Genomic DNA, 20,679 nt, shown 5'->3' on the forward strand with positions numbered 1-20,679 from the left:
GATCATTTATTCCAATCAAATTGCTAAATAGTCCACCTCTCATTATAAAAGCCTGAATCTTTCACCAACTTTGAAAACAATTCTTTTGACTATTTCTTCCGGTACCTCCAAAATCCAGGATATTTCAGAAGTGTTCTGTTGCCCGAATACGATTAACTCGACTATCAATTTACTTCTTTTGGGTATAGTATTGTACAGCAACCCCAATAACTTCCTTTTTTCATCCGATAGTAAGGAAGCTTCATCAAGTTCAAAATTTTGTACCAGTTGCTTTTCCAAAGAATCGTTCAAAACAATTTCCGGGGACCAGCCCTGTTTTTGAATGTAAGAGATATCGTCCAATTCATCCATAAGGATCCGGTCACCCTCCGCATCGGTGGTGAATTCCTCGCTCAAAGTCTTCAATTCCCCTTTCAAAAGGGCATGGGTGTTGACCTCATCAGGCACTTCCTCTTCTTGTTTCGCCGCTATCCTTTGAAGCGCTTTTTTGAAGAGTCCTCTTCGCAACTCGTTTTCGTTCATTTGCCCTGAAAACTCCCTAAAAGTTTCCAGATAAACCTCGTCAAGGATCTCGTCCGGATCATAAAACCGCTTATCCAGTAAGGCTTGGTCCTCAGCGGTTTGTAGGCTGCCCGCCACAAATTTTTTCAACCCGGGAACAAGCTCTTCAAGTTTCTTATAAAACTGTGTGAAATCATCTTCCTTCTTATGCTTTTGTAGTGCCTTGGTCGTCATGTGAATTTGAATTAAACGTTAATCAAAACCTTCGCCTTAGTGATCCCAAAATCGGCTGTAGTAAATCTATGATCTTATCTTCCTGATACCAATGATTCATATCAGCTTCTATTACCGGAAAATCGGCCAATAGACCGACAAAGAAATTTCTGTTAAAGTACCTATGAAAGTCCTTACTTTTTTATAAATTTAAGAGACTCCCATCGTCTAGATTACAAAGTAAGTTGATTCAACTAATCAATTTAGGATCAATCTTTTATACTGCTTTCTGATCGTATAGCGAAGAATACGCGTAATACTGAAACTAATTTTGTTGTTCATGGAACAACCAACAACCAATAATCCAACCTCCACCAGGCCCTTTTCCTTAGCACTCAAAATAGCGGTAATCGACAAAAATGGAAAAGTTCTTACCACTAATCGGGCTTGGGCACAATTGGTAAAAAAACGTGGTAACCCCAATCTTTGTGCAGTCGATATAGGCGACAATTACCTCTCGGTATGTAGAAAAATGGCAAGTTCGGGGAATGGACATGCACAACGGATAATCGGGGGAATGGAATCCGTAATCTCGCGCAAACAGGACGAGTTCTATCTGGAGTACCCCTGTATCATTGGAAATGAAGAGCATTGGTTTGCCATGACCATAAAACCCCTTGGCTATTCAAAGTCGCAGACCACGATCATTCAGGAAGATATCACCGAAAAGAAGCGATTCCAGTATTATCTTAACTCCATCAAGGTACATCAGGACCGACGGGATGTTGCCAGTGAGAGGCTAGGCAGCTTTGAATTGAATTTAGTGGACAATACCACTCAATGGTCTGATGAGCATTATAGAATATTTGGTCTGGAACCCCAATCGGAGAAAATGACCTATGAGAGGTTCATGGAATTGGTCCATCCAGCCTATTTGGGAAAGGTTAACCATTCCATGGAACAATTGATCAGGCACAGGAAGGAAGTAGAACTGTACTTTGGAATAAAACTCAGTGATGGGGCATTAAAATATGTTTATGGAAAAGCATGGCCAAGTAAGGAATCCGAAGGGAATGTCACCAGGATCTCAGGAACCGTACAGGAGCTTACCGAAGACTTTGGTAAAGAAATAAGTATCAAGGACGAAACCCTTCACCATTCACATACTGCAATCGCGATGAGCGATCTTAGGGGAATTATCACCTATGCCAACCCGGCCTTTGTTAGACTTTGGGGGTTTGCCAGCGAAAGTGAGATACTAGGCTTATCCAACGGTGAACTAGGAGGATCGCGGGAGAAAATCACCGAAATCATGGATGCCGTCCGAAAATCCGGGAGCTGGTATGGGAAGGACAGGGCTAAGAAGAAGGACGGAACCCTGTTCGACATATATCTGACTGCGAACCTTGTCAAGGATTCCAGGGGTCGCCCTCTATGCGTAACTGCCTCCTTTATCGATATCACGGAACAAGAGAAGGCTAAGAAAGAGCTACTCGATACCGGTGCGAAGGCTGAAATACTTTTCGATTATTCACCCATAATTATCTGGGAAGAAGACTTCTCCGAGGTCAAGGATTTTGTCGACCAATTAAGGGAAAAGGGAGTGAACGATTTCAGGCGGTATTTTGAAGCAGCCCCGTGCGAAGTCAAAAGACTCGCTTCTTTGGTTCGGGTAACCCAGGCAAACCAGATGAGCCTTGATTTCTACGGAGCAAGTTCGCTGGAGGAACTGAGGACCAATTTGCCGAATAGATTCCTGGACGATTCCTGGGATGTGTTCAAGGAAGAACTTATTGCTTTGGCGGAAGGGCAATGGCAGTTCGATTCTGAAATACGGGTGAAGACAGCACATGGCGACATAAAGCATTTGTCGATGTGCCTGGCCGTTCCCCCACAGTTTATAGATAGCTTGAAAACGGTCCTGGTATCATTTGTTGATATTACAAAAATCAAGGAGAATGAGAGGGTTCTAAAGGAAAAGGAACGCCAAATCAAGGAATACGCCAGCCAATTGGAAGAAAAAGTGGCCCAACGTACCAAAGAACTCAGGTTCAGCGAGGCCAAGCTAATCGAGGCGAACAAACTGGCCAAGATCGGGCATTGGAGCCTTGATGATTCTCAGGAAGGGGTAAAGTGGTCCGAAGGGCTATACGAAATCTATGGTCTGGAAAAGAACACCCCAATATCAAAGGAAGTATTCTTTGAAAAAATTCGTTTTGAAGATCCCGAAGATATTTCCAGGAGAATTGAGGCCATCAACCGTGGTGAATCCATGGGCGACATCGAATACGGCATCATTGACGCCAAAGGGAACGAAAAATATATCAGGTCCATCCATAGGCCACCAATTGATAACGGCAATGGGAAAGGAAAAACTCAATTTGGAGTGATTCAGGATATTACCCGACAAAAATCTGTTGAAAACCAATTGGTCAATGCGCTCAAGAAGGAACAGGAACTTAACGAGCTAAAATCTCATTTTGTTTCCATGGCGTCCCATGAGTTCAGAACCCCCTTAGCCGCAATCCTCTCTTCCCTCAATTTAATTGGGAAGTATAAGGACATCGGGGCTCTTGATAAACAGGAGAAGCATATCCAACGTATCAAAAAATCCGTCAGTAATATGGCAACCCTTCTCGATGATTTTCTTTCACTTGAGAAAATGGAGTCCGGTAAGACCAGAACGAATCCCATGGAACTTAATCTTACGGAATACATTGAGGATATACTGTTGGAGGTCCAACCATGGCAAAAGGAAGGACAGCGGGTAGTTCATATGCATACCGGGCACACGGGTGTAAATATCGACCCACATTTGACCAAAAATGTATTACTCAATCTTTTGTCCAATGCACTAAAGTATTCCCCACAGGAATCCACGGTATACTTGTCTACACAAAACCATGGAGAAAAATTGACCATTCAGGTCAAAGATGAGGGTATGGGGATTCCTGAGAAAGAGCAAAAGAACCTTTTCTCCCGCTTTTTTCGTGCAAGCAATGCACATCAAATAGGCGGAACAGGACTCGGACTTACCATCGTTAAACTTTACCTCGAACTTATGGGTGGTGAGATTGACTTTGCAAGCGAGGAAGGGAAAGGAACAACTTTCAAGGTTATGATCCCGGTAATAGCAAACATTTAGGACAATACTCTAAGATTGGATGTTCCCGATCCTGATGAGGCTTCTCCAATAAATACAAGGATCTGTATGAGATCCGGATAACAGCCTTCGGAATTGTTGGTGAATTTGAACTTCACGATATTAAGGGCTCAAGGGAAGGGTCAGAGATCCAATTATTGTGGCCCCTGGGAAACAAAGCAAAAAACTATAATCTATATTCATGCAGGTCACCCAAAAAAGTGGCGCAACTGACAAAAGTCATTTGCGGAAATAGGCCTTCCAAGTACCTTGGACAATAAATAATTATTCGCTTAAATAAAACCAAGTATCATGACAGACAATAGTGGAAATATTTTGTTAGCACTCTTAACCGGAGCAGCCATAGGAGCAGGAATAGGTATCTTGTACGCGCCGGACGAAGGCAAAGAAACCCGAAGGAAGATCAAACGAAAAGTCGAGGACACCAGCCATGACATCGCAGAACGTATTTCGCACGCCAAAGAAGAGTTGACCAAGTCAGCCAGTGAAAAAAAGGACAAATTCAATAGAAAATTGGATGAAGCAATCTCGACCATGAGCTATAAAGCAGACGAGATTATTGAGAACTTGGAGCGTAAACTGGAAGAACTGAAAAAGAAAAACGCCCAATTACAAAAATAAATCTCTATGGTCCTTGACGAATTAAAAAAAGACCTCACGGCAGCCGATGCCGATTTGAGGTCTTATTTCGAAAATAGCGAGGAATACCTAAAGCTAAGAGTATTTAAGGTGCTCATGCGCGCGATAACCTCTGGCGCCAAGGTATTGCTGGTGGGCTCCGTTGCGCTTTTAACATTGTTTCTTTTATCCCTTGCAACATCCTTTGGCATCGGGCAATTGTTAAACAATACATTCTATGGATTTTTGATCACAGGTGGGTTCTTTATTTTGGTAACAGCAGTTTGCTATTACTTCAGGAACAGAGTGAATGGCCCTCTGCTACGCCGCTTTTCATCTTATTACTTTGATTAACTATGGCGCCGATTACGTACAATAATTTTGAGGAGATAGACCAACGTCTAGAAATTTTGAGACTTCAAAGAGAAATCAGCAAAGAAAATCTCAAGTACAACCTGCACCATGCCAAGTCGAATTTCTATCCAACACAACTCGTAGGTGGGTTGAGTGGAGCAGTTCAAAAAATGGCATTGGTCTATGCTATCAGATTCCTATCGCGGATTTTTCGAAAACGAGATAAGGTCAAAGTTTTAGACTGATTCCTTTATGGTTATTCAGCCTCCACAGGAACTATGGCATACAAAAATCCTTAAATCAGCCTACCTTCTACCTTTTCCCAATTGATAATTTTCAATATATTTTGAAGGTACTCTCCCCTTCTATTCTGATATTTAAGATAATAGATACAGTCTGCTCCGAGAATTTACGTTTCTTCATGATCAAACTGCTTAGCTAATCGTTTAAGATTGAATGTTCCTTAAGCTCGTCTAGTTCTTAGGTCCATAGTTGTAGATATCTTGTAATACTTGTTCACGGCCTAAAGAATCTTTGATATTTAAGTCATACCGAATGTTTATCTCAGTTCCTATAGGAGCGTGATAATAAATAACCCAGGCATCGGCCTCCCTGGTACCAATGCAACCGTTGGAAGAGGCTTTTCCCAGCGACTTGGGGTTAGTTGTGGGGTGAATCAATTGTCCGTTTCGAACTCCGTTGATCTCCGTTTCAATCCAGGGGATTTGTGGCATCAGGGTGGTCTTTTCGTCATCACGTTTTGTGAGATAAAATTGTTTCCCGTCCACGGGGTTGTAAAAAACCGGATAGCGTCTGTAATCCACTATTTCCCCTTTTCCAGGTTTCGTGCGTAAATCAGTAATACGGCCTCCCATTTTCAGGTAGCGTTTTCGATTTTGTCCCACTCTGATCGGAAATGTGTACAACAACACCGAGTCCTCATAGATGCGGAGTTTAAACTCGGGTATGTTCAAATCGATAATGGTTCTCTTTATCCTATTCAATAGTTGAACCGCAGCCAGCGAATCCGGAATTAAGATAGAATCAGTGGGCCTAAATACGATAAGCTGTTTTTGGTCATATACAAATGAATCGCGCGACTTCATCCGGTAATAGTCAGTATTTGCCAGAGTATCAATAATCCATGGGTTAGCACGGACCAAGAGATGTTCCGATAGCGGATAGGTGGTAATCGAATCATAGGAAACCACCAATGAATCAATGTAATTGAAATAGTCGCGCACAAGAACCGTATCCATAGGCATAGTCCATGCCTTTGAATGTTTTAGTTTAAAATGGCCTCGACCCTTTTCACTGGTGGTAGTACCAATTTTGATATCACCGTGCACATGATTCCCCTTCAGCAAAGAGGCCAGCAATACAACTATAAAAAATAGGGTGATTTTCAGGAAGGTCTTCATCTGTTACGGGGCTATTTTAATCTCGAAGTATCATCAACGATGCATATCGCTTTGATTACTCTTTTACCAGCTCAATTTATTTCGCCAGGGACATTTGCGCGATCGTCGAATTTCGGAACCTCGAATTTGCCATAGACACCTAAATTATCCTGATGAACGTTTTTAACCAATGATTTGGGTCATTCTCGTAACTGCAAATAGATTGGTTATAGCCAAAGCCCTTAGTCCTTTGAAGTATTATGTGATGATAGCACTTACTTTTTACGCTCCTCAAAAAATAAATTAAAAAGACGATACTTGTCTTCGTCGAATTGGCTAAGAAAAACGCCCTTTTTCCGGGAGAGTCCATCCTCTAACAAATAGCTCAACGGTTCTGTAAGTTTAAAACTTCTGAAAATTTCCTTTGAAATAGCTAATATTGGCAATGCCAAAATCATCCCCGCAATACCCCATATGATTCCCCCAACGAAAAGACCCAGAATAATAAAAAAGGGATTGATCTTGATGCTTGGCCCCATGACATTGGGTGAAATGATGTTTCCCTCGATTTGCTGTACGGCAATATAGAGCACTACTACCCCTACGGGTTGCCATAGATTATCGGATACCATCAACATATAGAAAAAAGGTAAAATACCACCTATTGAGGTACCGACATAGGGAATAATCTCTAAAAAACCAGCCAGAAAACCCCAAAAGTATGGGTACGGAACCCCAATCAGCCACAAGCCCGTGCCAATTAACAGACCTAAAATTAGAATGACAAGGCCCTGACCGATCAAATAGCGTTTGGCCAGCATTTGAATTTCTTCCAAGACCTGTATAACCCTTCTCCGATTCTTCGGTTTAATTTGAGCCAGAAAAAAATTCTTGAAAGCAGTACGATACAACAACATAAAATAGGTGATTACGACAACCAGCCCTATATTGGCCAAAATATAACCTGTGGATTGTACACTTTCCTGAATCAATTTGATCGGAACATCCGAAGCCGCAATAATATTATCAGATATCCATTGAGATGTTGATTCGGCATCAAGATTAAACTTCTGACCTGCCCAATCGAATAAGGAGGCCGAAATTTCGTTCAACCTCCCTCGAACTGAAGGGAGATCATTGAAAAGAATTCGTGATTGATTGAAAAAGAAAAAAAGAACTCCGCACAATGGAATCACCGCCACCAGGTACGCAATAAAGATGGAAAGAATACGACTAGGTACCTTTCGTTCAAAAAAAGCAACTATGGGTTTTAGCATTAAGGCAAAAAAAAAGCGAACAGCAATGGAGCGATGATGACCTGACCGACAATAAGTATCCAAATTATCGCGGTAACTATGAATATCAGATAAAAAACATTCGCCAGATTGAGGGTATATCTTTGCATACTTTAAATTCCTGGTAGCCCGTAATGATGGTCTTACTTTAGGTCACTTTAGTTTTTATCGGCAATTACTATTGATCTAGGCAGGCTTCTTGAATTGTTCGACACATTTTTCAAGCTCTTCCTTTGCTCTGGTACTGGTAAAACCAAGGCCTAAGGCATATTTATATATTAACTTTCGTTCTTCAATATCGATTTCATAATCGGCATAAATAATGGCGCAAAGATCATGGAGCCTTTCTATACGTTCTTCCAAACTATAAGGTGGGATCAACGGATATTTTTCAGGATGTTTCAGTATGTCCTTGGTCTCATCTTTAGAAACATCAAGCTTAAAGGCTAACCGCTTTAAAACAGCCTTTTCTTCCTTATTTATTGAGCCGTCTGCGTTCGCCAACTTTACTATGGCCGCAAAATGGGCGATGTTGCTCTGGTGTTCTCCCGAACTATATATATCTGATATCGACATAGTATTTTATTTTAGTCTCAAATCCAATTTTAATCTGAGAATTACGATTCTCAAATAATAGATTACTCAAGTTTTTACCTTTTAAATTCCTAATAAAACTCTTCAACATGTTCCTTGAGTCGTTATTCATAATAGTAACGAAATCTATGCTATCCAGGGATTATTTGAAATGATCAAAATCAGTCTGTACAGCTGGTTTTATAAACCTGCAGAACCTTTGCCCCCCGAACATGCTTTTCTTTTAGTTCCAACAAGGCCTTGTTCGCTTCTTTAAGCGGAAATAGTTGAAATTGGGGTTTTATTTTGGCCTGAGCTGCTAACTGCAGAAAATCCGCCACATCAATCGAAGTTACATTGGCCACGGTCTTGATTTCTTTCTCCAGCCACAGATGGTCCTGGTAACGAAGTTTTGCCAGATAATCCTTATCGCCCTCTTCCTTGCGGATGGCATTAATGACCAGTCTGCCGCCTTTTTCAAGATGGGCAAGGGCTTCCACCATGGGCTTCCACGCAGGAGTGGTGTCTATAATGGCCTGTAATTTTTCAGGGGGAACGTCTGTTGTATCTCCGGCCCAGACTGCTCCCAGTTCTTCGGCAAACCGCCTTTCCTCCTCCTTTCTGGCAAAAACATAGATCTTCGTGTTAGGATAGCGGAATTTCACCATTTTTAGCACCAGATGGGCAGAGGCACCAAAGCCGGTGAGCCCTAAAGTATCACCACCCTTTATTTGGGTAAGCTGAACGGAGCGGTACCCAATAGCTCCGGCGCACAATAAAGGAGCGGCCTCGGCATCACTAAAGAATTCGGGAATGGCATGGGCATATTTTTCCGGAACGGTCATATATTCGGCATAACCTCCATTAACATCTTTTCCGGTGGCCAGGAAGTCGTCGCAAAGATTTTCATTACCTTCTTTGCAAAATCGGCAAGTGCCACAGGCAGAGAATATCCAGGCCACCCCTACTCTATCACCCATCGTAAATTTGGAAGTGACGTTTCCCAATTTTTCCACCGTCCCCACAACCTGATGTCCCAATACCACCGGCAGCTTTGGAGGCGGAAGCCTACCCTCGATCTCATCAAGCTCGGTATGGCAGACGCCACAGACAGAGACCTTAATAAGAACTTCGCCCGCCTGGGGCTCCGGAACGGGGATTTCGACCCATTCCAAAGGATGCTTGTTTTCCTCAAGGGACGCTATTTTATGGAGCATCATCGCTTTCATCTTAGTATTGTTTCATACCAGATCTAACCGTTTTCTTGTTTTAGGACTCCTTGCAATCACAATCCCGAAATTAACCTGGTGCAGATCCAACTGTATTGTTATACCCCAGATTTCTATGGTATTTTATTTCGAGTGGAGTTGGGCGTGGGTCAAGGCCTTCGCTCGCAGTTGCTGATAAAGTCAATGTTAGGTTTGTAATAGTGGTTTAAAAGTAGGGTCCAAAAACAACCTTAACAATGAGCTGAATCATAATGGAGTAGCATTAATGAACAAATACCGAAATTGGTGACAGCAACGTCACGAAAATAGCGGAAGAAACCTTATCTTTCAGAATTGGCAACTAAATATTGATAGCAGAATCAAATATTCAAGCTATTCATGTAACTATTCATCAATTTCAGATATTTTTCAACTTCCTGTAATGCCTTCGTTTTAATCGTATCACTCTTGGCGCTGATCGCTCTCAGACTATTGACCTTGGCCCTGACATTAGCCCGATAGCCTTTGTAAAAAATAAACAGTTGGTATTCTTCAGCGGTGCGCATGGTAGAAAAATTAATGTTGTAGAACCTGATACACAGATCTGAAAGTTCTTTTTTACCGAAAGCATCGAGATCCATACAGAGAAAGGCCACCTCGTTCAATACATCGATTTGGCGATAGTCATCATTGAACTCCAGGCAATCGAAAGGTTGGGGTTCTGGCAATAAAAAGATATTCCGGGAATGAAGGTCACCATGGCAATCTCTAAAAAAACCTAAGCGCAACCTGTCTTTCATCAACTTTTTATGTTTTTCAAAAAAAATATCGGAGACCATTAACGCATTATCGATCATCTTGGCACTTTCAGAACCTAATTCTTCTGAGATAAACCGCTTTTCTGCCTCGAGATCATTGAATTTTTCCTTTAAATCCAGTACGTCCTTTCCGTAGATTACCGCGGCTTTTTTGTGGAAGTCAGCTATCCATTTGGAAAGGTATTTTATGTCTTGAGGGCCTACCTTATTCTGCTTCAATAGTATGTCCATACGCCTTTTGGAATTCAGCTTGCGCATCTTTAGGGCATACTCGATGGCCATCCCCGAGTTACCCCCAATCTTAAAGCGACCGTTTACCAAATGGATCGGCAGTACCTCGAGGTAGATGTCTTTGGCAAATCTTTGGTTCAGTTGCAATTCCTTTTCACAAAAGTATTTTCGCCGCTCGACAGTAGAAAAATCCAAAAAGGAATATTTGATCGGCTTTTTGATCTTATAGACGAACCCGCCTGTAGGGAGGGCAGGATCATCACACAGAATAACCCATGAGATGTGGGTCTCTATCAATTCCCGATGTCCGGTAGCTTCTGGAAACTCTCCTCCGGAAATCAATTTATCTATTTGCTCTCGGGTCATCTTTTAGGTATTCCATTGCCTTTTGCAGCATTTCATCAATATTACTATTGGTAGATTGTAGGGTCAAATGGGGCTTCGTAAGTGGTTCCCATTGTTTTCTAATTATTTCGTACACCCCAAAATCGGCCTCGCTGTATGGCCTGTTTTGTTTTAATCGTTCTTTGGTAATTTCCTCATCGGCCCATACCTCAATGAAAAAAACACTCCCCTTTGTCTTTTGCAAAAACCAATTCCTTATTTCTTTTTTATGGAAAGTAGCATCCAATACAACACTCATTCCCCGGTTCATGGCTCCTTGCATACTTTGTAACATCGCATCATAGACCCTGGCTTTTTCCCCTTTGGAATATGTGCGTTTGGAAAATAGTTTTTTCCGCAACTCATCACTGTTGATGTATTCAGCATCAATGATCCTGGCAAGCCTTATGGCAAAATAGCTTTTTCCCGATCCGGGCAGACCTGAGACAAATACAATCATAATCAATTGCTGTTTTGGTTATCCGGACGCGTTCTTTTTCTTCTACTATCTTTCAGCGCCCAGTAGATACCTTTTACATCCTCTACCCAAACATCATACATAAAGATCAGGGTGATTTCTTCCAAGGTTTCCAATATTCCAATGATAATCATGAGATAGAAAAGCCAATATAGAGGTTCAAAAAAGAGAGTCCCCAGAATGAATACACCCTGTATTACGGCAGAGGTTTTAGCCAGATAAGTATGAAAGGCCGTGGCCTTGCCGTATTTGGAAAAAGCAATGATGAATTGTACGATATAAGGTGCAAATGCAATTGCAATGAGCAGCAGGTTTTCTAAGATAAAATCGTTTTCAAAGACCCAAAGCCCGATAAGGCCCATTGTAAAGGTCAGCTGGTCGCCTATTGAATCCAATTGGGATCCCTTCGCACTGCTTATTTTCAGTTTTCTGGCCAAAAAGCCATCGATGAGATCCGTAGCATAGCTGATGAGCAAAAACCAAGAGAAGAGCTGTCGCTCATCCAACCAAATCAAAACGAGTAACCATGGTACAGCTGCGATTCGATAAAACGAAAACCAATCGGCAATATTGAAATTTTTGAAAGTTAGCATTTGTTTTCACCGGTCAAGCAGGCTTTCCAATTTCTTTATGATCTGGCCTGAGTGGACGGAAACATCGGCCAACACGGATTCCCCTGCCAGGCCATCCACCCCCTGGATCCTTTTATCCCCCTCACCAGAGGTCGAAAATACAACGAACTTGTCCATATCCTTTTCGTTTTCAGTTATGAACCTGGCCACCACTTCCGGAGGTTTGTCATATTCCCAGGTGTGCAGGATCAAAATTGCACTATAATGTGAAGTGTTTATTTGTGGTAAACCTGAAACATCGATGACTCTGATGAACACCGAATCGTTCTTGTAATGGTCAATAATTCTATTTACCAGAGCATTTTTAAACTCACTACCCTGTGTAGCGATGATCAATTTTTCTTCAAGGGTCTCAGTATATACTGTGTAAGGTTCTACTGCTTCCATTGAATATTCGTATTTGTACCAAATAGCGAAAAGGAAGAATAGAGCCAGTATACCAATCAATGTCCAAATGATCTTTTTATACCATTTTCCTTTCATGGTGGTTTTTTTATAAAATCAAACTTTACCTTCTTTGAATGTTTGTGAACTTTAGCCAAAAGAATGTCACTTCCTATACTTAGGCTGACAAGATTTCATTCAACCCTCTTACCCAATCAGTATTTTCCAGTTTTTCACCAAATAGAATACTTGTCTATAAGATGGCGCATAAACTTCGTATGATCCCTATTTTAATGCTCTGTGAGCAAATTAAAATCGTCCTAATGGCCGAAATCCTATAATTCAGGTTCACGATTTTTATTTCCTTTTATCACTACTATTTACTTACTAACTTCAACACATAAAATTAGCGGTGGGAGCCACTATTGAAAATGACAAAGGTCATGCTGGTAATAGCCTTGAATGATCGTGGTTATTTTCACGCCAGGTCCGCTCTGTAACTTACAAGCAAGCCAATGCTTCCCCAATGCCGGTAAACCAGGTCAATTCATGATATGTCTCTATGCTTACATATGGCTCTTCTCGTATTAAGTTTTATTTTAGTGATCAGCGATCCTGGCAAAGTAGATAAGGTTGGAATATATAGATACCATTTCTGATTATTGCAGGCATATCAATGTGCCGCTTCCCAAACACGAGGAGTTTCTCTGCCGGACCTTCGATGAAAATATGGCCACGGTTAAACGCAAAGTAGCGCCATTTAAGCATGAGTTTTATGCTATCGGCCTTTTGTTCCAGGGAACCGCCCACAACTGGCATGGGATTGAAGCCATGGATGCCAATATTATCTTCAATTCTCCCTATCAATTGATATCATGGGACATTGAAAATGATTGGAGCGGCTACTATCTGATGTTTTCCCAGGACTATCTTATGCAGTGCCATTTTGCCGAAACATTTCTGTTAGACTTTCCTTTTTTAAAACTGGATGAAGTCAGGCCTATTACCGTACCCAAAGACAAGGTTGAATTCCTTCATCGAAAATTCAAACAGATCTACGAGGAATACGATAGTGACAATCCGGATAAATTCAATTTCATAGAAAGCTATGTGAATCTATTGTTATTGAGTATCAAGCGATTCTCGGCAAATTCTCAGAAAGATCTTGGCGCTTCGGAGAACAACAGGACGGCAGACCTTACCCTGGTCTCCCGCTATCAGTCCTTGATAGATACAAGCTTAAACAACGAAAGAATTAACGCTAAAGGTTTTACTACTTCGTACTACGCCGAACAACTGGCCATTCATCCGAATCACTTGAACGCCGTGGTTAAGAGAATAACCGGTTCCACGGCCAAACAACTGATCCAGGAAAAGATTATCCTCACGGCTAAATCCTTGCTTGGCAGAACAGATCTTAGCATTAAGGAAATTGCATATCGCTTAGGTTATGAGGAAGCCACCCACTTCAGTAGTTTCTTTAAACGGTACACCAATTTCACCCCTGGTCAGTATAAAACGCTCAATAGCCCATAATCCTGATTACGCTGCCTTATTCAATGTATTTGCAGCGGGTAAATCCTCCATAAAGGTCTGTACTTTTCTTTAGCAAAATTCATTGGAAAACCTCAGTTTGCTTAAAATTTCTGCCTATTCTTTGATTTTTGTCATCATCACTTTGAAAGCTGTTATCCATAGGCCTGTACTTTACAGGATCTTTGTGTTGACAAAAAAATAGAACTACTAAATCATATCAGCATGAAAAAGACAATTATCATTACAGCAATCCTCCTTTCCGGATTGACCACATCAGCAACAGAAATTTACAAATCACAAAATTTAAATGACATGGAAGCAAAACATACTCTCCAAAAGAATACAGAATCAACAATTGACCATAGCCTGAAAAACACTGACACCAATGTACAAAAGGTACATTTTCAAAGTGATGGACTCACCCTGGTAGGACATCTATACACACCGGATAATTTTGACCAATCCAAAAAATATCCGGCTGTAATCACTGGTGGCTCGCTTACATCGGTTAAAGAACAAATGGCCGGGACTTATGCCCGGAAATTGGCAGAACAAGGTTTTGTTGCTCTGGCCTTTGACTACAGAAATTATGGTGAAAGTGAGGGACAGCCCAGGCAATATGAAGATCCTCAGCTTAAGTTAAAGGATTTACAGGCAGCTACTACTTACTTGTTAGCACTTCCCTTTGTGGACCATGTCGGGGCCCTGGGAGTTTGTACCTCCGGAGGCAATGTGGCTTATTTGGCGGCCGAAGATGATAGAATAAAAGCCGTAGCCACCGTAGCGGCCTGGTTACCCGATGAAAATACGCTTCCCCTACTCTATGGAAGTCAGGAGAATCTGGATGAACTAAGAAGAAAAGGCCAGGAGGCGAAAAAGAAATTCGCAAGTACCGGTGAAACGGATATAATTCTCGCCTACCACAATGAAGACCAGTCAGCATCGCACGTTGGGCCTATGGAATATTACATGGACAATAACCGTGGCGGAGGTGTTGCCGAATGGAAAAATGAGCTTGCAGTAATGAGTTGGGAAGCCTGGTTGGATTTCGATCCGATGAGCAAGGCAAAAAACATAACAATTCCTTTTATGATGGTACATTCAGATGGATCTGCTTTGCCTGACAATGCCAAAAGCTTCTATAATGATCTACAAGGTGAAAAGGAGTTGGTTTGGAGCGATGGATACCATTTTGACTACTATGACCAACCAGCACAAGTAAATGCGGCAGTAGAAAAAGTAAGTACCTTTTTTGCAGACAAACTAAAATAATAGATATCGTTAATCAATAAAAAATAAGAAAATGGAAAATTCAAAAAATAACAAAGTATGGTTTATCACCGGAGCTTCTTCTGGCTTTGGAAGAGCAATGGCGGAATACGCAACTTCACAAGGATACAAGGTAGTGGCTACAGCGCGCAGAAAAGAAAAGTTGGATGAATTGGCCCAAACCTCCCCGGAACAGATCAAAGCAATTTCAATGGATGTTACCAATCGTGATCAGGTTAAAAAAGGTGTGCAGGAAGCATTAGATGCTTTTGGGCAAGTAGATGTGCTCATTAACAATGCGGGATACGGCATTGTAGGAGCTCTGGAAGAGACCCCGGAGGAAGAATTCCGCAAGCAAATGGAGACCAATTTTTTCGGTGCGGTCTCAGTAACTCAGGAACTTTTACCGCAGCTTAGGAAACAAGGCTCTGGCGCTATCGTAAACATGAGTAGTATGGGAGGTAATATGAGCTTTGGAGGTTTTAGCGCTTACTCCGCTTCTAAGTTTGCTTTAGAGGGCGCTTCGGAAGCCCTGGCACAGGAAGTGGCACCATTCGGAATTAAAACAATGATCGTGGAACCCGGGGCTTTCCGTACAGAATTTGCCGGAAGCGCGCTAAAGCATATGCCTAAAATTGAAGCTTATGACGATATTGTTGGAGGTACAAGGGATTTTGCCAAAGGTATGGACAGAACACAAGAGGGTGATCCGGTAAAGGCGGCTCAGGCAATTGACAAAGCACTTCAGGCAGAAGACACACCATTGCGTTTACAGTTAGGAGCAGATTCCGTAGAGGCCATAAAAACTCATGCAGAACAACTCTTATCAGATCTGGAGCATTGGAAAGAAATCGCTGAGAATACTACCTTTGATTCCAGCAACTCATGAAAATACAAACAAGAATAGCCCTGGTGACCGGTGCCAATAGAGGCATCGGTCACGCGGTGGCAAAAGGCCTGCTTCAAAAAGGAATAAAGGTTATTGCCACGAGTAGAAAAGAAAGTGACGGTCAGGGGACCGTTGAAAGGCTATCCGCTTTTGGCGATGTAATTTATCAGCAACTGGATGTAACCGACATCTCAAGTGTTGAAAACGCTTTTGATTTCGTAAGAACTGAATTCGGCAAGCTCGATATTCTGGTCAATAACGCCGGTATTAATTATGACAGTTGGCACAATGTCCAAAATGCCGATTTGGACGAAGTACGTGTAACCCTTGAGACAAATACCCTTGGACCCTGGCAAACCATACAAACATTTTTACCACTGTTGAGAAAAAGCGAATCAGCACGGATTGTGAATGTTAGCAGTGGCGCAGGCAGTTTGTCAAGCCAGACCGGTGGCACTCCAGCTTATAGTTTGTCTAAATTGGCTTTAAACGGACTCACCTTACAGTTTGCAGGGGCCCTAAAAAAAGACCGTATTTTGGTAAACGCGGTTTGCCCGGGCTGGGTGCGTACGGATATGGGCGGTAGTGGTGCCACCAGAAGCGTAGAAGAAGGTGCAGATACGATTATTTGGGCAGCTCTTTTGGAAAACGAGAATTTGACAGGCAAGTTTTTTAGGGACAGAAGAGAAATTGCGTGGTGAACAAATAAACAGAACCTTTAAACAGCAAGTATGTTGTATTGCTCCTAATTACCGTTCCGGAAGTCTGTAATACGATTCGAAAAAATCGATATCTTTAAAACTTCCCGATATACCTGACTCAACCAGAACCCCGAATAATAGAAAGGTACATTCAATCAAAAATTTGGTTCATAAATACAAGAAAGATGTATTCTTATCTCCTTAAAGTCCTTGTATGCCTTTGTTTGCTCACGGTATCGGTTGAACTCAGGTCACAAATGCAAAAACTGAAGATCTCGGATAACAACAGATTCCTGGTCAGGGAAGATGGTGAACCCTTCGTTTGGATGGGGGATACCAACTGGTTCTTTGCAAAACTTTCTCCTTCCATTATTGACAGCATTCTGAAGAAACGAAGCGAACAAGGTTTTACGATAATGTTCGTAAGCTGCAGGGAAAAACTGTATAATGGTGATGGACCAGGAACGCCTGATAATCCCAATGAACAGTGGTGGAAATATCTTGATGAGTACGTGGATAAATCTGAGAAGAGCAATCTTTATGTAGGAATAACTCTGGGATGGTGGGGTCTGATGAAGAAGTATTCTGCAGCAGATCTTTTTGAATATGGGAAATGGGTAGGAAACCGCTATAAAGATCGTAACAATATTGTCTGGCTCACCATGGGAGAAACAGGAAGCCACAATCGGGATAATGCAATCCCTGATGATAAACTCATTGCCCTGGTTAATGGCATTCGAGAAGGAGATACCGGGGATAAATTGCTTACCGTCCATGCGGATTATCAACGCGGAACCAGCCTAAGTAACGACGGGGACATTTGTGACTTCAATAATTGGCAAACCAGTCAATGGTGCTGCCCGGAGCAACTACCAAGAAATGATGAGCGTTCCTGGACAGTTTGGGAAGCTATTGAATTTGACTATAACAAGCGATATGAAGGCCTTCCTAAACCCACCCTGGATTCTGAGGCCTGGTATGAAAACAATAAGGATTTCTGTGAAGGTGGGTCTTTTAACATACGAAGAAGGGCCTATTTTACAATTCTGGCAGGTGGCTTTGGCCACACCTATGGGGCGGGTGGAATCTGGGATGGTTTGAGTGTTAGTGAGGAGTGTAGTGAAACTGCCCTGAATGCACTCGATTACGAGGGGGCTGTACATATGGGGTATCTAAGTAGTTTCCTTCATGGATTAGGAAGAGATTTGCTTAAGCTTTATCCCAATCAGGGGATGATAGTCTCCGGGAATTCCGATTCCTATGACAGCCACATCCAGGCAAGCGCAACGGTAGACCAATCCTTCGCACTGATTTACTCCGCCAGTGATTCACCCTATGAACTGGACGTCGCCAACCTTAAGGGAAGCCAGCTTTCGGGTATTTGGTACAATCCTCGTACCAGCAGTTATCAACATGATAGCGGTCTTGTGATTACGGACAAATCTAACCCCTATGCCATCGATCCGCCCGGCAATTCAGGTGCTGGAAATGACTGGTTGCTGATCCTTGGCGATACTGAAGTCGTCAAAAAGTATGCTGCCAAAAATTAAAGTTACTAGCCGCATTTGGCTGCTGGAGATTTCAACTTAAAAATCCACAACAATACCTATACTGGGTAGCACCTGTCCTGTATCGCTTTCAATGGCTACCAGGCTCCTGGGTTCCACAATATCCCCATTGGCATTTCGGTCCAGCCCGTATTCTGTGGGCTGGGGATTGTCTTGCCCTAAAACGTTCTGGGCTTCTATAAAAACATTGAGAGACAGGTTTTTAAAATTCCATTTTTTGTCTATCCGAACATCTAATTGGCTGAAAATATCAAGATTTTCCTCACCAAGTCTATCGTAATCCAGAATCACTTCGGGATAATTGGCCAGGGTCGCATCCAGATCCGTAGGCACAAAGGGTGTTTCCCCTGCAAAACGATAACGCGCGCTAAGTTCCCAATTACGCTTAAGCTTGTAACCCCCCGTAAAGGATATCAAATGACGGCTGTCCCATACCGAGGGAAGGTAACTATCTCTATCAAATCCCGTAAATTCACTATAGAACCAGGTGTAAGCAAAAATTCCGTAGAAATTATTGGAGAGTTTTTGTTGGAACTGCAATTCTGCACCGTAACTCCTACCCCTTCCTACCGTTTCTATATCTTCACTACCCAGCACCTCAAAATCAGCCCCTTTGTTGGCCAGAGAAACTCCATCCAGAACAGAAACAGGATAGTCATCATAACGCTTGTAGAAACCCTCCAGGGAAATACTGGACGACGGACCGAAATAGTGCTGTAGACCTACTACCACATGATCGCTCAGGGTGTATTCCGCATTTTGGTTGACCAAAATTCCATTGTTGTCCCTAAACCCTAAAATCGTATATGGGGGCAGTTTGTAATAGCGCCCTACCGATCCATTTAACCTCCAATTCTCCGAGAATTCATAAGAAAGGGACAACCTTGGCGAGAATGTAGACAAGAGGTTGTCCTCTTCCGTGAAAGTATCGTCGTCCAATCGAAACCCGAAGGAAAAATCTAATTTGTCGTTAAAAAAAGACTTGGTCAGGTTGGTAAAGAAACCATACTTGAAAAAATCTATGGCGGAATTGAAAGTGATATTATCTGTGACGTTCACGGTTTCGTTTTCGTAGTCTGAATATTGCACATTAAAGCCTGAGGTTAATTTCCAGTCTCCCAAAAACCTGGTCAGGGCGTAACGCAATTTAGTCTCGGATTCTGTCGCATCGTTGCTAAAGATTACTCCAGTCTCATTTTCCGGGTCTTCATAACGTGTGAAATCGTTTACCAGGGTATTATTGCTCAAGGTGGTTTCCATAAATCCGCCACCATCTCTAAATCGCCTTTTCCAGGTAAGGCCTATGGCATTGGTCCGTTGCTCAATAAATGGTGTTTGATCTAGTTGCGCCTGTTGCTCCGGATCAAATTCTTCCAGAGGTTCAACAGAAAAATCGTCAATGGATCCCAGCCCGATTAAGCTGATGTCGTTATAGGAATCAATCTTATGGTTGATTTTGTACTGATAATCCCAATAGTTGGGTCTTAAGGGCAAACCGACGAGTTCAAACAGAAATTGAAGATAACTTCGTCTCACCGAAGCCAGGAAGGTGGTCCTGGATTCATCATCAGCCTTTTTAAAAAGAGGGCCTTCCAGGGTCAAAGCAGCTTCTGTGGCGCTTACCCGAAAATTGCCATTGAAATTCCGGCTATTTCCGTCCCGTTGACTGAACTGGAGTACCCCGGACAACGGATTGTCATATCGAGCGCCAAAGGCAGAGGTAGACAAGGTAACATTGTCAATAAAGGAAACATTGATCAATCCCACCGGGCCTCCGGCGCTTCCCTGTGTGGAAAAGTGGTTGATATTGGGGATTTCCATACCATCCAAATAATAGACCGTTTCGTTCGGTGCCCCACCCCGGATAATAAGGTCGTTTCGGAATCCACCTATGGAAGGAGAGACTCCCGGTAGCGTCTGGGCTACTTGCACCACATCATTGTTACTTCCGGGATAGGTAGCAATTTCTACCGCGGACAGGGATTGGGTGGATAAGGGCGTTTCCCGCGGCCGACTTATCTTATTGGCGTTAGAAAGCACTACTTCATCCAACTGTTCTGATGCTTCTTTGAGTACGAAATTGTATTTGGGCGTCCCTTTGGAACGTACAATGACATTGTATTGGGTTTGGGTTTCGTATCCAATATAACTAACCACCAAATTGTAGGTTCCTGGTGTGATTCCTTTTATGGTATAGTTTCCGTCAAAATCCGTCTGTGCTCCCTTCGCTGTACCTTCCAGATATACCGATGCGCCTGCTACGGGTGCACCAACTTCATCAGTAACCGTACCAAATAAATCTGTTGTAACTTGTGCATAGCTACTGTTAATCAGGAATACTGAGAGGAACAGGAAAGTAATCAAGCTTGGGGTTATCTTTTTCATTTTGTTTATTTTTAAGGTGCAAATATTAAACAAAAAGATATTAAAACATAGTATTTTTAATTAATTTAGTGTTAAATAG

The 20,679-nt window shown here is 42.3% G+C and carries 20 protein-coding genes; 9 read left to right on the top strand and 11 right to left on the bottom strand.

The genetic code is table 11. From position 1 onward, the window contains the following. Positions 1 to 42: 42 nt before the first annotated feature. A complete protein-coding gene (locus GTQ38_RS17040) occupies positions 43 to 735 on the bottom strand; it encodes a hypothetical protein (protein WP_161436756.1) in 693 nt (230 codons plus the stop codon). A gap of 319 nt (positions 736 to 1,054) precedes the next feature. Between GTQ38_RS17040 and GTQ38_RS17045 the strand changes: the two genes are divergently transcribed. From GTQ38_RS17045 to GTQ38_RS21035, 4 genes are all read left to right on the top strand, one after another. After that, positions 1,055 to 3,859, top strand: coding sequence for a PAS domain-containing sensor histidine kinase (locus tag GTQ38_RS17045; protein WP_161436757.1), 2,805 nt, complete (start codon positions 1,055 to 1,057; stop codon positions 3,857 to 3,859). 309 nt (positions 3,860 to 4,168) lie between these two features. Continuing rightward, entirely contained in the window at positions 4,169 to 4,498 is a 330-nt protein-coding gene (locus GTQ38_RS17050) for a YtxH domain-containing protein (protein ID WP_161436758.1), read from the top strand. A 6-nt stretch (positions 4,499 to 4,504) separates the two neighbouring features. Beyond that, positions 4,505 to 4,849, top strand: a complete 345-nt coding sequence (locus GTQ38_RS17055; protein WP_161436759.1) for a hypothetical protein — start codon at positions 4,505 to 4,507, stop codon at positions 4,847 to 4,849. Positions 4,850 to 4,851: 2 nt separating this feature from the next. Next, the gene (locus GTQ38_RS21035; RefSeq protein ID WP_238857991.1) at positions 4,852 to 5,094 is read left to right on the top strand and encodes a DUF6327 family protein; all 243 of its coding nucleotides are present in this window, start codon (positions 4,852 to 4,854) and stop codon (positions 5,092 to 5,094) included. Positions 5,095 to 5,144: 50 nt separating this feature from the next. Here the strand turns inward: GTQ38_RS21035 and GTQ38_RS21225 are convergent, their stop codons facing one another. The 9 genes from GTQ38_RS21225 to GTQ38_RS17100 all read right to left on the bottom strand — a co-directional run bounded on the left by GTQ38_RS21225 (position 5,145) and on the right by GTQ38_RS17100 (position 12,351). Next, on the bottom strand, positions 5,145 to 5,258 hold the full coding sequence (locus GTQ38_RS21225) for a Fe-Mn family superoxide dismutase (protein WP_161436804.1): 114 nt from the start codon (positions 5,256 to 5,258) through the stop codon (positions 5,145 to 5,147). 64 nt (positions 5,259 to 5,322) lie between these two features. Further along, positions 5,323 to 6,270, bottom strand: a complete 948-nt coding sequence (locus tag GTQ38_RS17065) for a L,D-transpeptidase (protein WP_161436760.1) — start codon at positions 6,268 to 6,270, stop codon at positions 5,323 to 5,325. A gap of 254 nt (positions 6,271 to 6,524) precedes the next feature. Then, positions 6,525 to 7,589, bottom strand: coding sequence for an AI-2E family transporter (locus tag GTQ38_RS17070; RefSeq protein ID WP_262886143.1), 1,065 nt, complete (start codon positions 7,587 to 7,589; stop codon positions 6,525 to 6,527). Positions 7,590 to 7,730: 141 nt separating this feature from the next. Beyond that, the gene (locus GTQ38_RS17075) at positions 7,731 to 8,120 is read right to left on the bottom strand and encodes a tellurite resistance TerB family protein (protein ID WP_161436762.1); all 390 of its coding nucleotides are present in this window, start codon (positions 8,118 to 8,120) and stop codon (positions 7,731 to 7,733) included. A 179-nt stretch (positions 8,121 to 8,299) separates the two neighbouring features. Further along, positions 8,300 to 9,337 carry a zinc-dependent alcohol dehydrogenase family protein gene (locus GTQ38_RS17080; RefSeq protein WP_238857992.1) on the bottom strand — a complete coding sequence of 346 codons (1,038 nt, stop codon included), beginning with the start codon at positions 9,335 to 9,337 and terminating at the stop codon, positions 8,300 to 8,302. A 368-nt stretch (positions 9,338 to 9,705) separates the two neighbouring features. Next, positions 9,706 to 10,740, bottom strand: coding sequence for a hypothetical protein (locus GTQ38_RS17085; protein WP_161436764.1), 1,035 nt, complete (start codon positions 10,738 to 10,740; stop codon positions 9,706 to 9,708). Continuing rightward, positions 10,718 to 11,218 (bottom strand): AAA family ATPase, encoded by a 501-nt coding sequence (locus GTQ38_RS17090; protein ID WP_161436765.1) that lies wholly within the window; start codon positions 11,216 to 11,218, stop codon positions 10,718 to 10,720. The genes GTQ38_RS17085 and GTQ38_RS17090 overlap by 23 nt, the downstream gene beginning before the upstream one ends. Positions 11,219 to 11,220: 2 nt before the next feature. Then, the gene (locus GTQ38_RS17095) at positions 11,221 to 11,829 is read right to left on the bottom strand and encodes a CDP-alcohol phosphatidyltransferase family protein (RefSeq protein ID WP_161436766.1); all 609 of its coding nucleotides are present in this window, start codon (positions 11,827 to 11,829) and stop codon (positions 11,221 to 11,223) included. Between the two features lie 6 nt (positions 11,830 to 11,835). After that, positions 11,836 to 12,351: a hypothetical protein gene (locus tag GTQ38_RS17100; RefSeq protein ID WP_161436767.1), complete on the bottom strand. Its 516-nt coding sequence runs from the start codon at positions 12,349 to 12,351 to the stop codon at positions 11,836 to 11,838. A 534-nt stretch (positions 12,352 to 12,885) separates the two neighbouring features. On the opposite strand from GTQ38_RS17100, the gene GTQ38_RS17105 reads away from it, so the two are divergent. From GTQ38_RS17105 to GTQ38_RS17125, 5 genes are all read left to right on the top strand, one after another. Next, positions 12,886 to 13,788, top strand: coding sequence for a helix-turn-helix domain-containing protein (locus GTQ38_RS17105; protein ID WP_161436768.1), 903 nt, complete (start codon positions 12,886 to 12,888; stop codon positions 13,786 to 13,788). A gap of 222 nt (positions 13,789 to 14,010) precedes the next feature. After that, on the top strand, positions 14,011 to 15,060 hold the full coding sequence (locus GTQ38_RS17110) for an alpha/beta hydrolase (protein ID WP_238857993.1): 1,050 nt from the start codon (positions 14,011 to 14,013) through the stop codon (positions 15,058 to 15,060). Between the two features lie 31 nt (positions 15,061 to 15,091). After that, a complete protein-coding gene (locus GTQ38_RS17115; RefSeq protein WP_161436769.1) occupies positions 15,092 to 15,946 on the top strand; it encodes an oxidoreductase in 855 nt (284 codons plus the stop codon). Next, positions 15,943 to 16,647 carry an SDR family oxidoreductase gene (locus tag GTQ38_RS17120; RefSeq protein ID WP_238857994.1) on the top strand — a complete coding sequence of 235 codons (705 nt, stop codon included), beginning with the start codon at positions 15,943 to 15,945 and terminating at the stop codon, positions 16,645 to 16,647. Before GTQ38_RS17115 ends, GTQ38_RS17120 begins: the two co-directional genes overlap by 4 nt. 185 nt (positions 16,648 to 16,832) lie before the next feature. Further along, on the top strand, positions 16,833 to 18,197 hold the full coding sequence (locus GTQ38_RS17125; RefSeq protein ID WP_161436770.1) for an apiosidase-like domain-containing protein: 1,365 nt from the start codon (positions 16,833 to 16,835) through the stop codon (positions 18,195 to 18,197). 36 nt (positions 18,198 to 18,233) lie between these two features. On the opposite strand, the gene GTQ38_RS17130 is transcribed toward GTQ38_RS17125, so the two are convergent. Then, positions 18,234 to 20,600, bottom strand: a complete 2,367-nt coding sequence (locus tag GTQ38_RS17130) for a TonB-dependent receptor (RefSeq protein ID WP_161436771.1) — start codon at positions 20,598 to 20,600, stop codon at positions 18,234 to 18,236. Between the last annotated feature and the right edge of the window lie 79 nt (positions 20,601 to 20,679).

Origin of the sequence: Poritiphilus flavus (assembly GCF_009901585.1) — a bacterium.
Classification (GTDB): Bacteria; Bacteroidota; Bacteroidia; order Flavobacteriales; family Flavobacteriaceae; genus Poritiphilus; species Poritiphilus flavus.

Excerpts from the sequence above, each read along its gene's own strand:
- GTQ38_RS17040 (WP_161436756.1), bottom strand. The coding sequence starts at position 735 with ATGACGACCAAGGCACTACAAAAGCATAAGAAGGAAGATGATTTCACA.
- GTQ38_RS17045 (WP_161436757.1), top strand. The coding sequence starts at position 1,055 with ATGGAACAACCAACAACCAATAATCCAACCTCCACCAGGCCCTTTTCC.
- GTQ38_RS17050 (WP_161436758.1), top strand. The coding sequence starts at position 4,169 with ATGACAGACAATAGTGGAAATATTTTGTTAGCACTCTTAACCGGAGCA.
- GTQ38_RS17055 (WP_161436759.1), top strand. The coding sequence starts at position 4,505 with ATGGTCCTTGACGAATTAAAAAAAGACCTCACGGCAGCCGATGCCGAT.
- GTQ38_RS21035 (WP_238857991.1), top strand. The coding sequence starts at position 4,852 with ATGGCGCCGATTACGTACAATAATTTTGAGGAGATAGACCAACGTCTA.
- GTQ38_RS17065 (WP_161436760.1), bottom strand. The coding sequence starts at position 6,270 with ATGAAGACCTTCCTGAAAATCACCCTATTTTTTATAGTTGTATTGCTG.
- GTQ38_RS17075 (WP_161436762.1), bottom strand. The coding sequence starts at position 8,120 with ATGTCGATATCAGATATATATAGTTCGGGAGAACACCAGAGCAACATC.
- GTQ38_RS17080 (WP_238857992.1), bottom strand. The coding sequence starts at position 9,337 with ATGATGCTCCATAAAATAGCGTCCCTTGAGGAAAACAAGCATCCTTTG.
- GTQ38_RS17085 (WP_161436764.1), bottom strand. The coding sequence starts at position 10,740 with ATGACCCGAGAGCAAATAGATAAATTGATTTCCGGAGGAGAGTTTCCA.
- GTQ38_RS17090 (WP_161436765.1), bottom strand. The coding sequence starts at position 11,218 with ATGATTGTATTTGTCTCAGGTCTGCCCGGATCGGGAAAAAGCTATTTT.
- GTQ38_RS17095 (WP_161436766.1), bottom strand. The coding sequence starts at position 11,829 with ATGCTAACTTTCAAAAATTTCAATATTGCCGATTGGTTTTCGTTTTAT.
- GTQ38_RS17100 (WP_161436767.1), bottom strand. The coding sequence starts at position 12,351 with ATGAAAGGAAAATGGTATAAAAAGATCATTTGGACATTGATTGGTATA.
- GTQ38_RS17110 (WP_238857993.1), top strand. The coding sequence starts at position 14,011 with ATGAAAAAGACAATTATCATTACAGCAATCCTCCTTTCCGGATTGACC.
- GTQ38_RS17115 (WP_161436769.1), top strand. The coding sequence starts at position 15,092 with ATGGAAAATTCAAAAAATAACAAAGTATGGTTTATCACCGGAGCTTCT.
- GTQ38_RS17120 (WP_238857994.1), top strand. The coding sequence starts at position 15,943 with ATGAAAATACAAACAAGAATAGCCCTGGTGACCGGTGCCAATAGAGGC.
- GTQ38_RS17125 (WP_161436770.1), top strand. The coding sequence starts at position 16,833 with ATGTATTCTTATCTCCTTAAAGTCCTTGTATGCCTTTGTTTGCTCACG.
- GTQ38_RS17130 (WP_161436771.1), bottom strand. The coding sequence starts at position 20,600 with ATGAAAAAGATAACCCCAAGCTTGATTACTTTCCTGTTCCTCTCAGTA.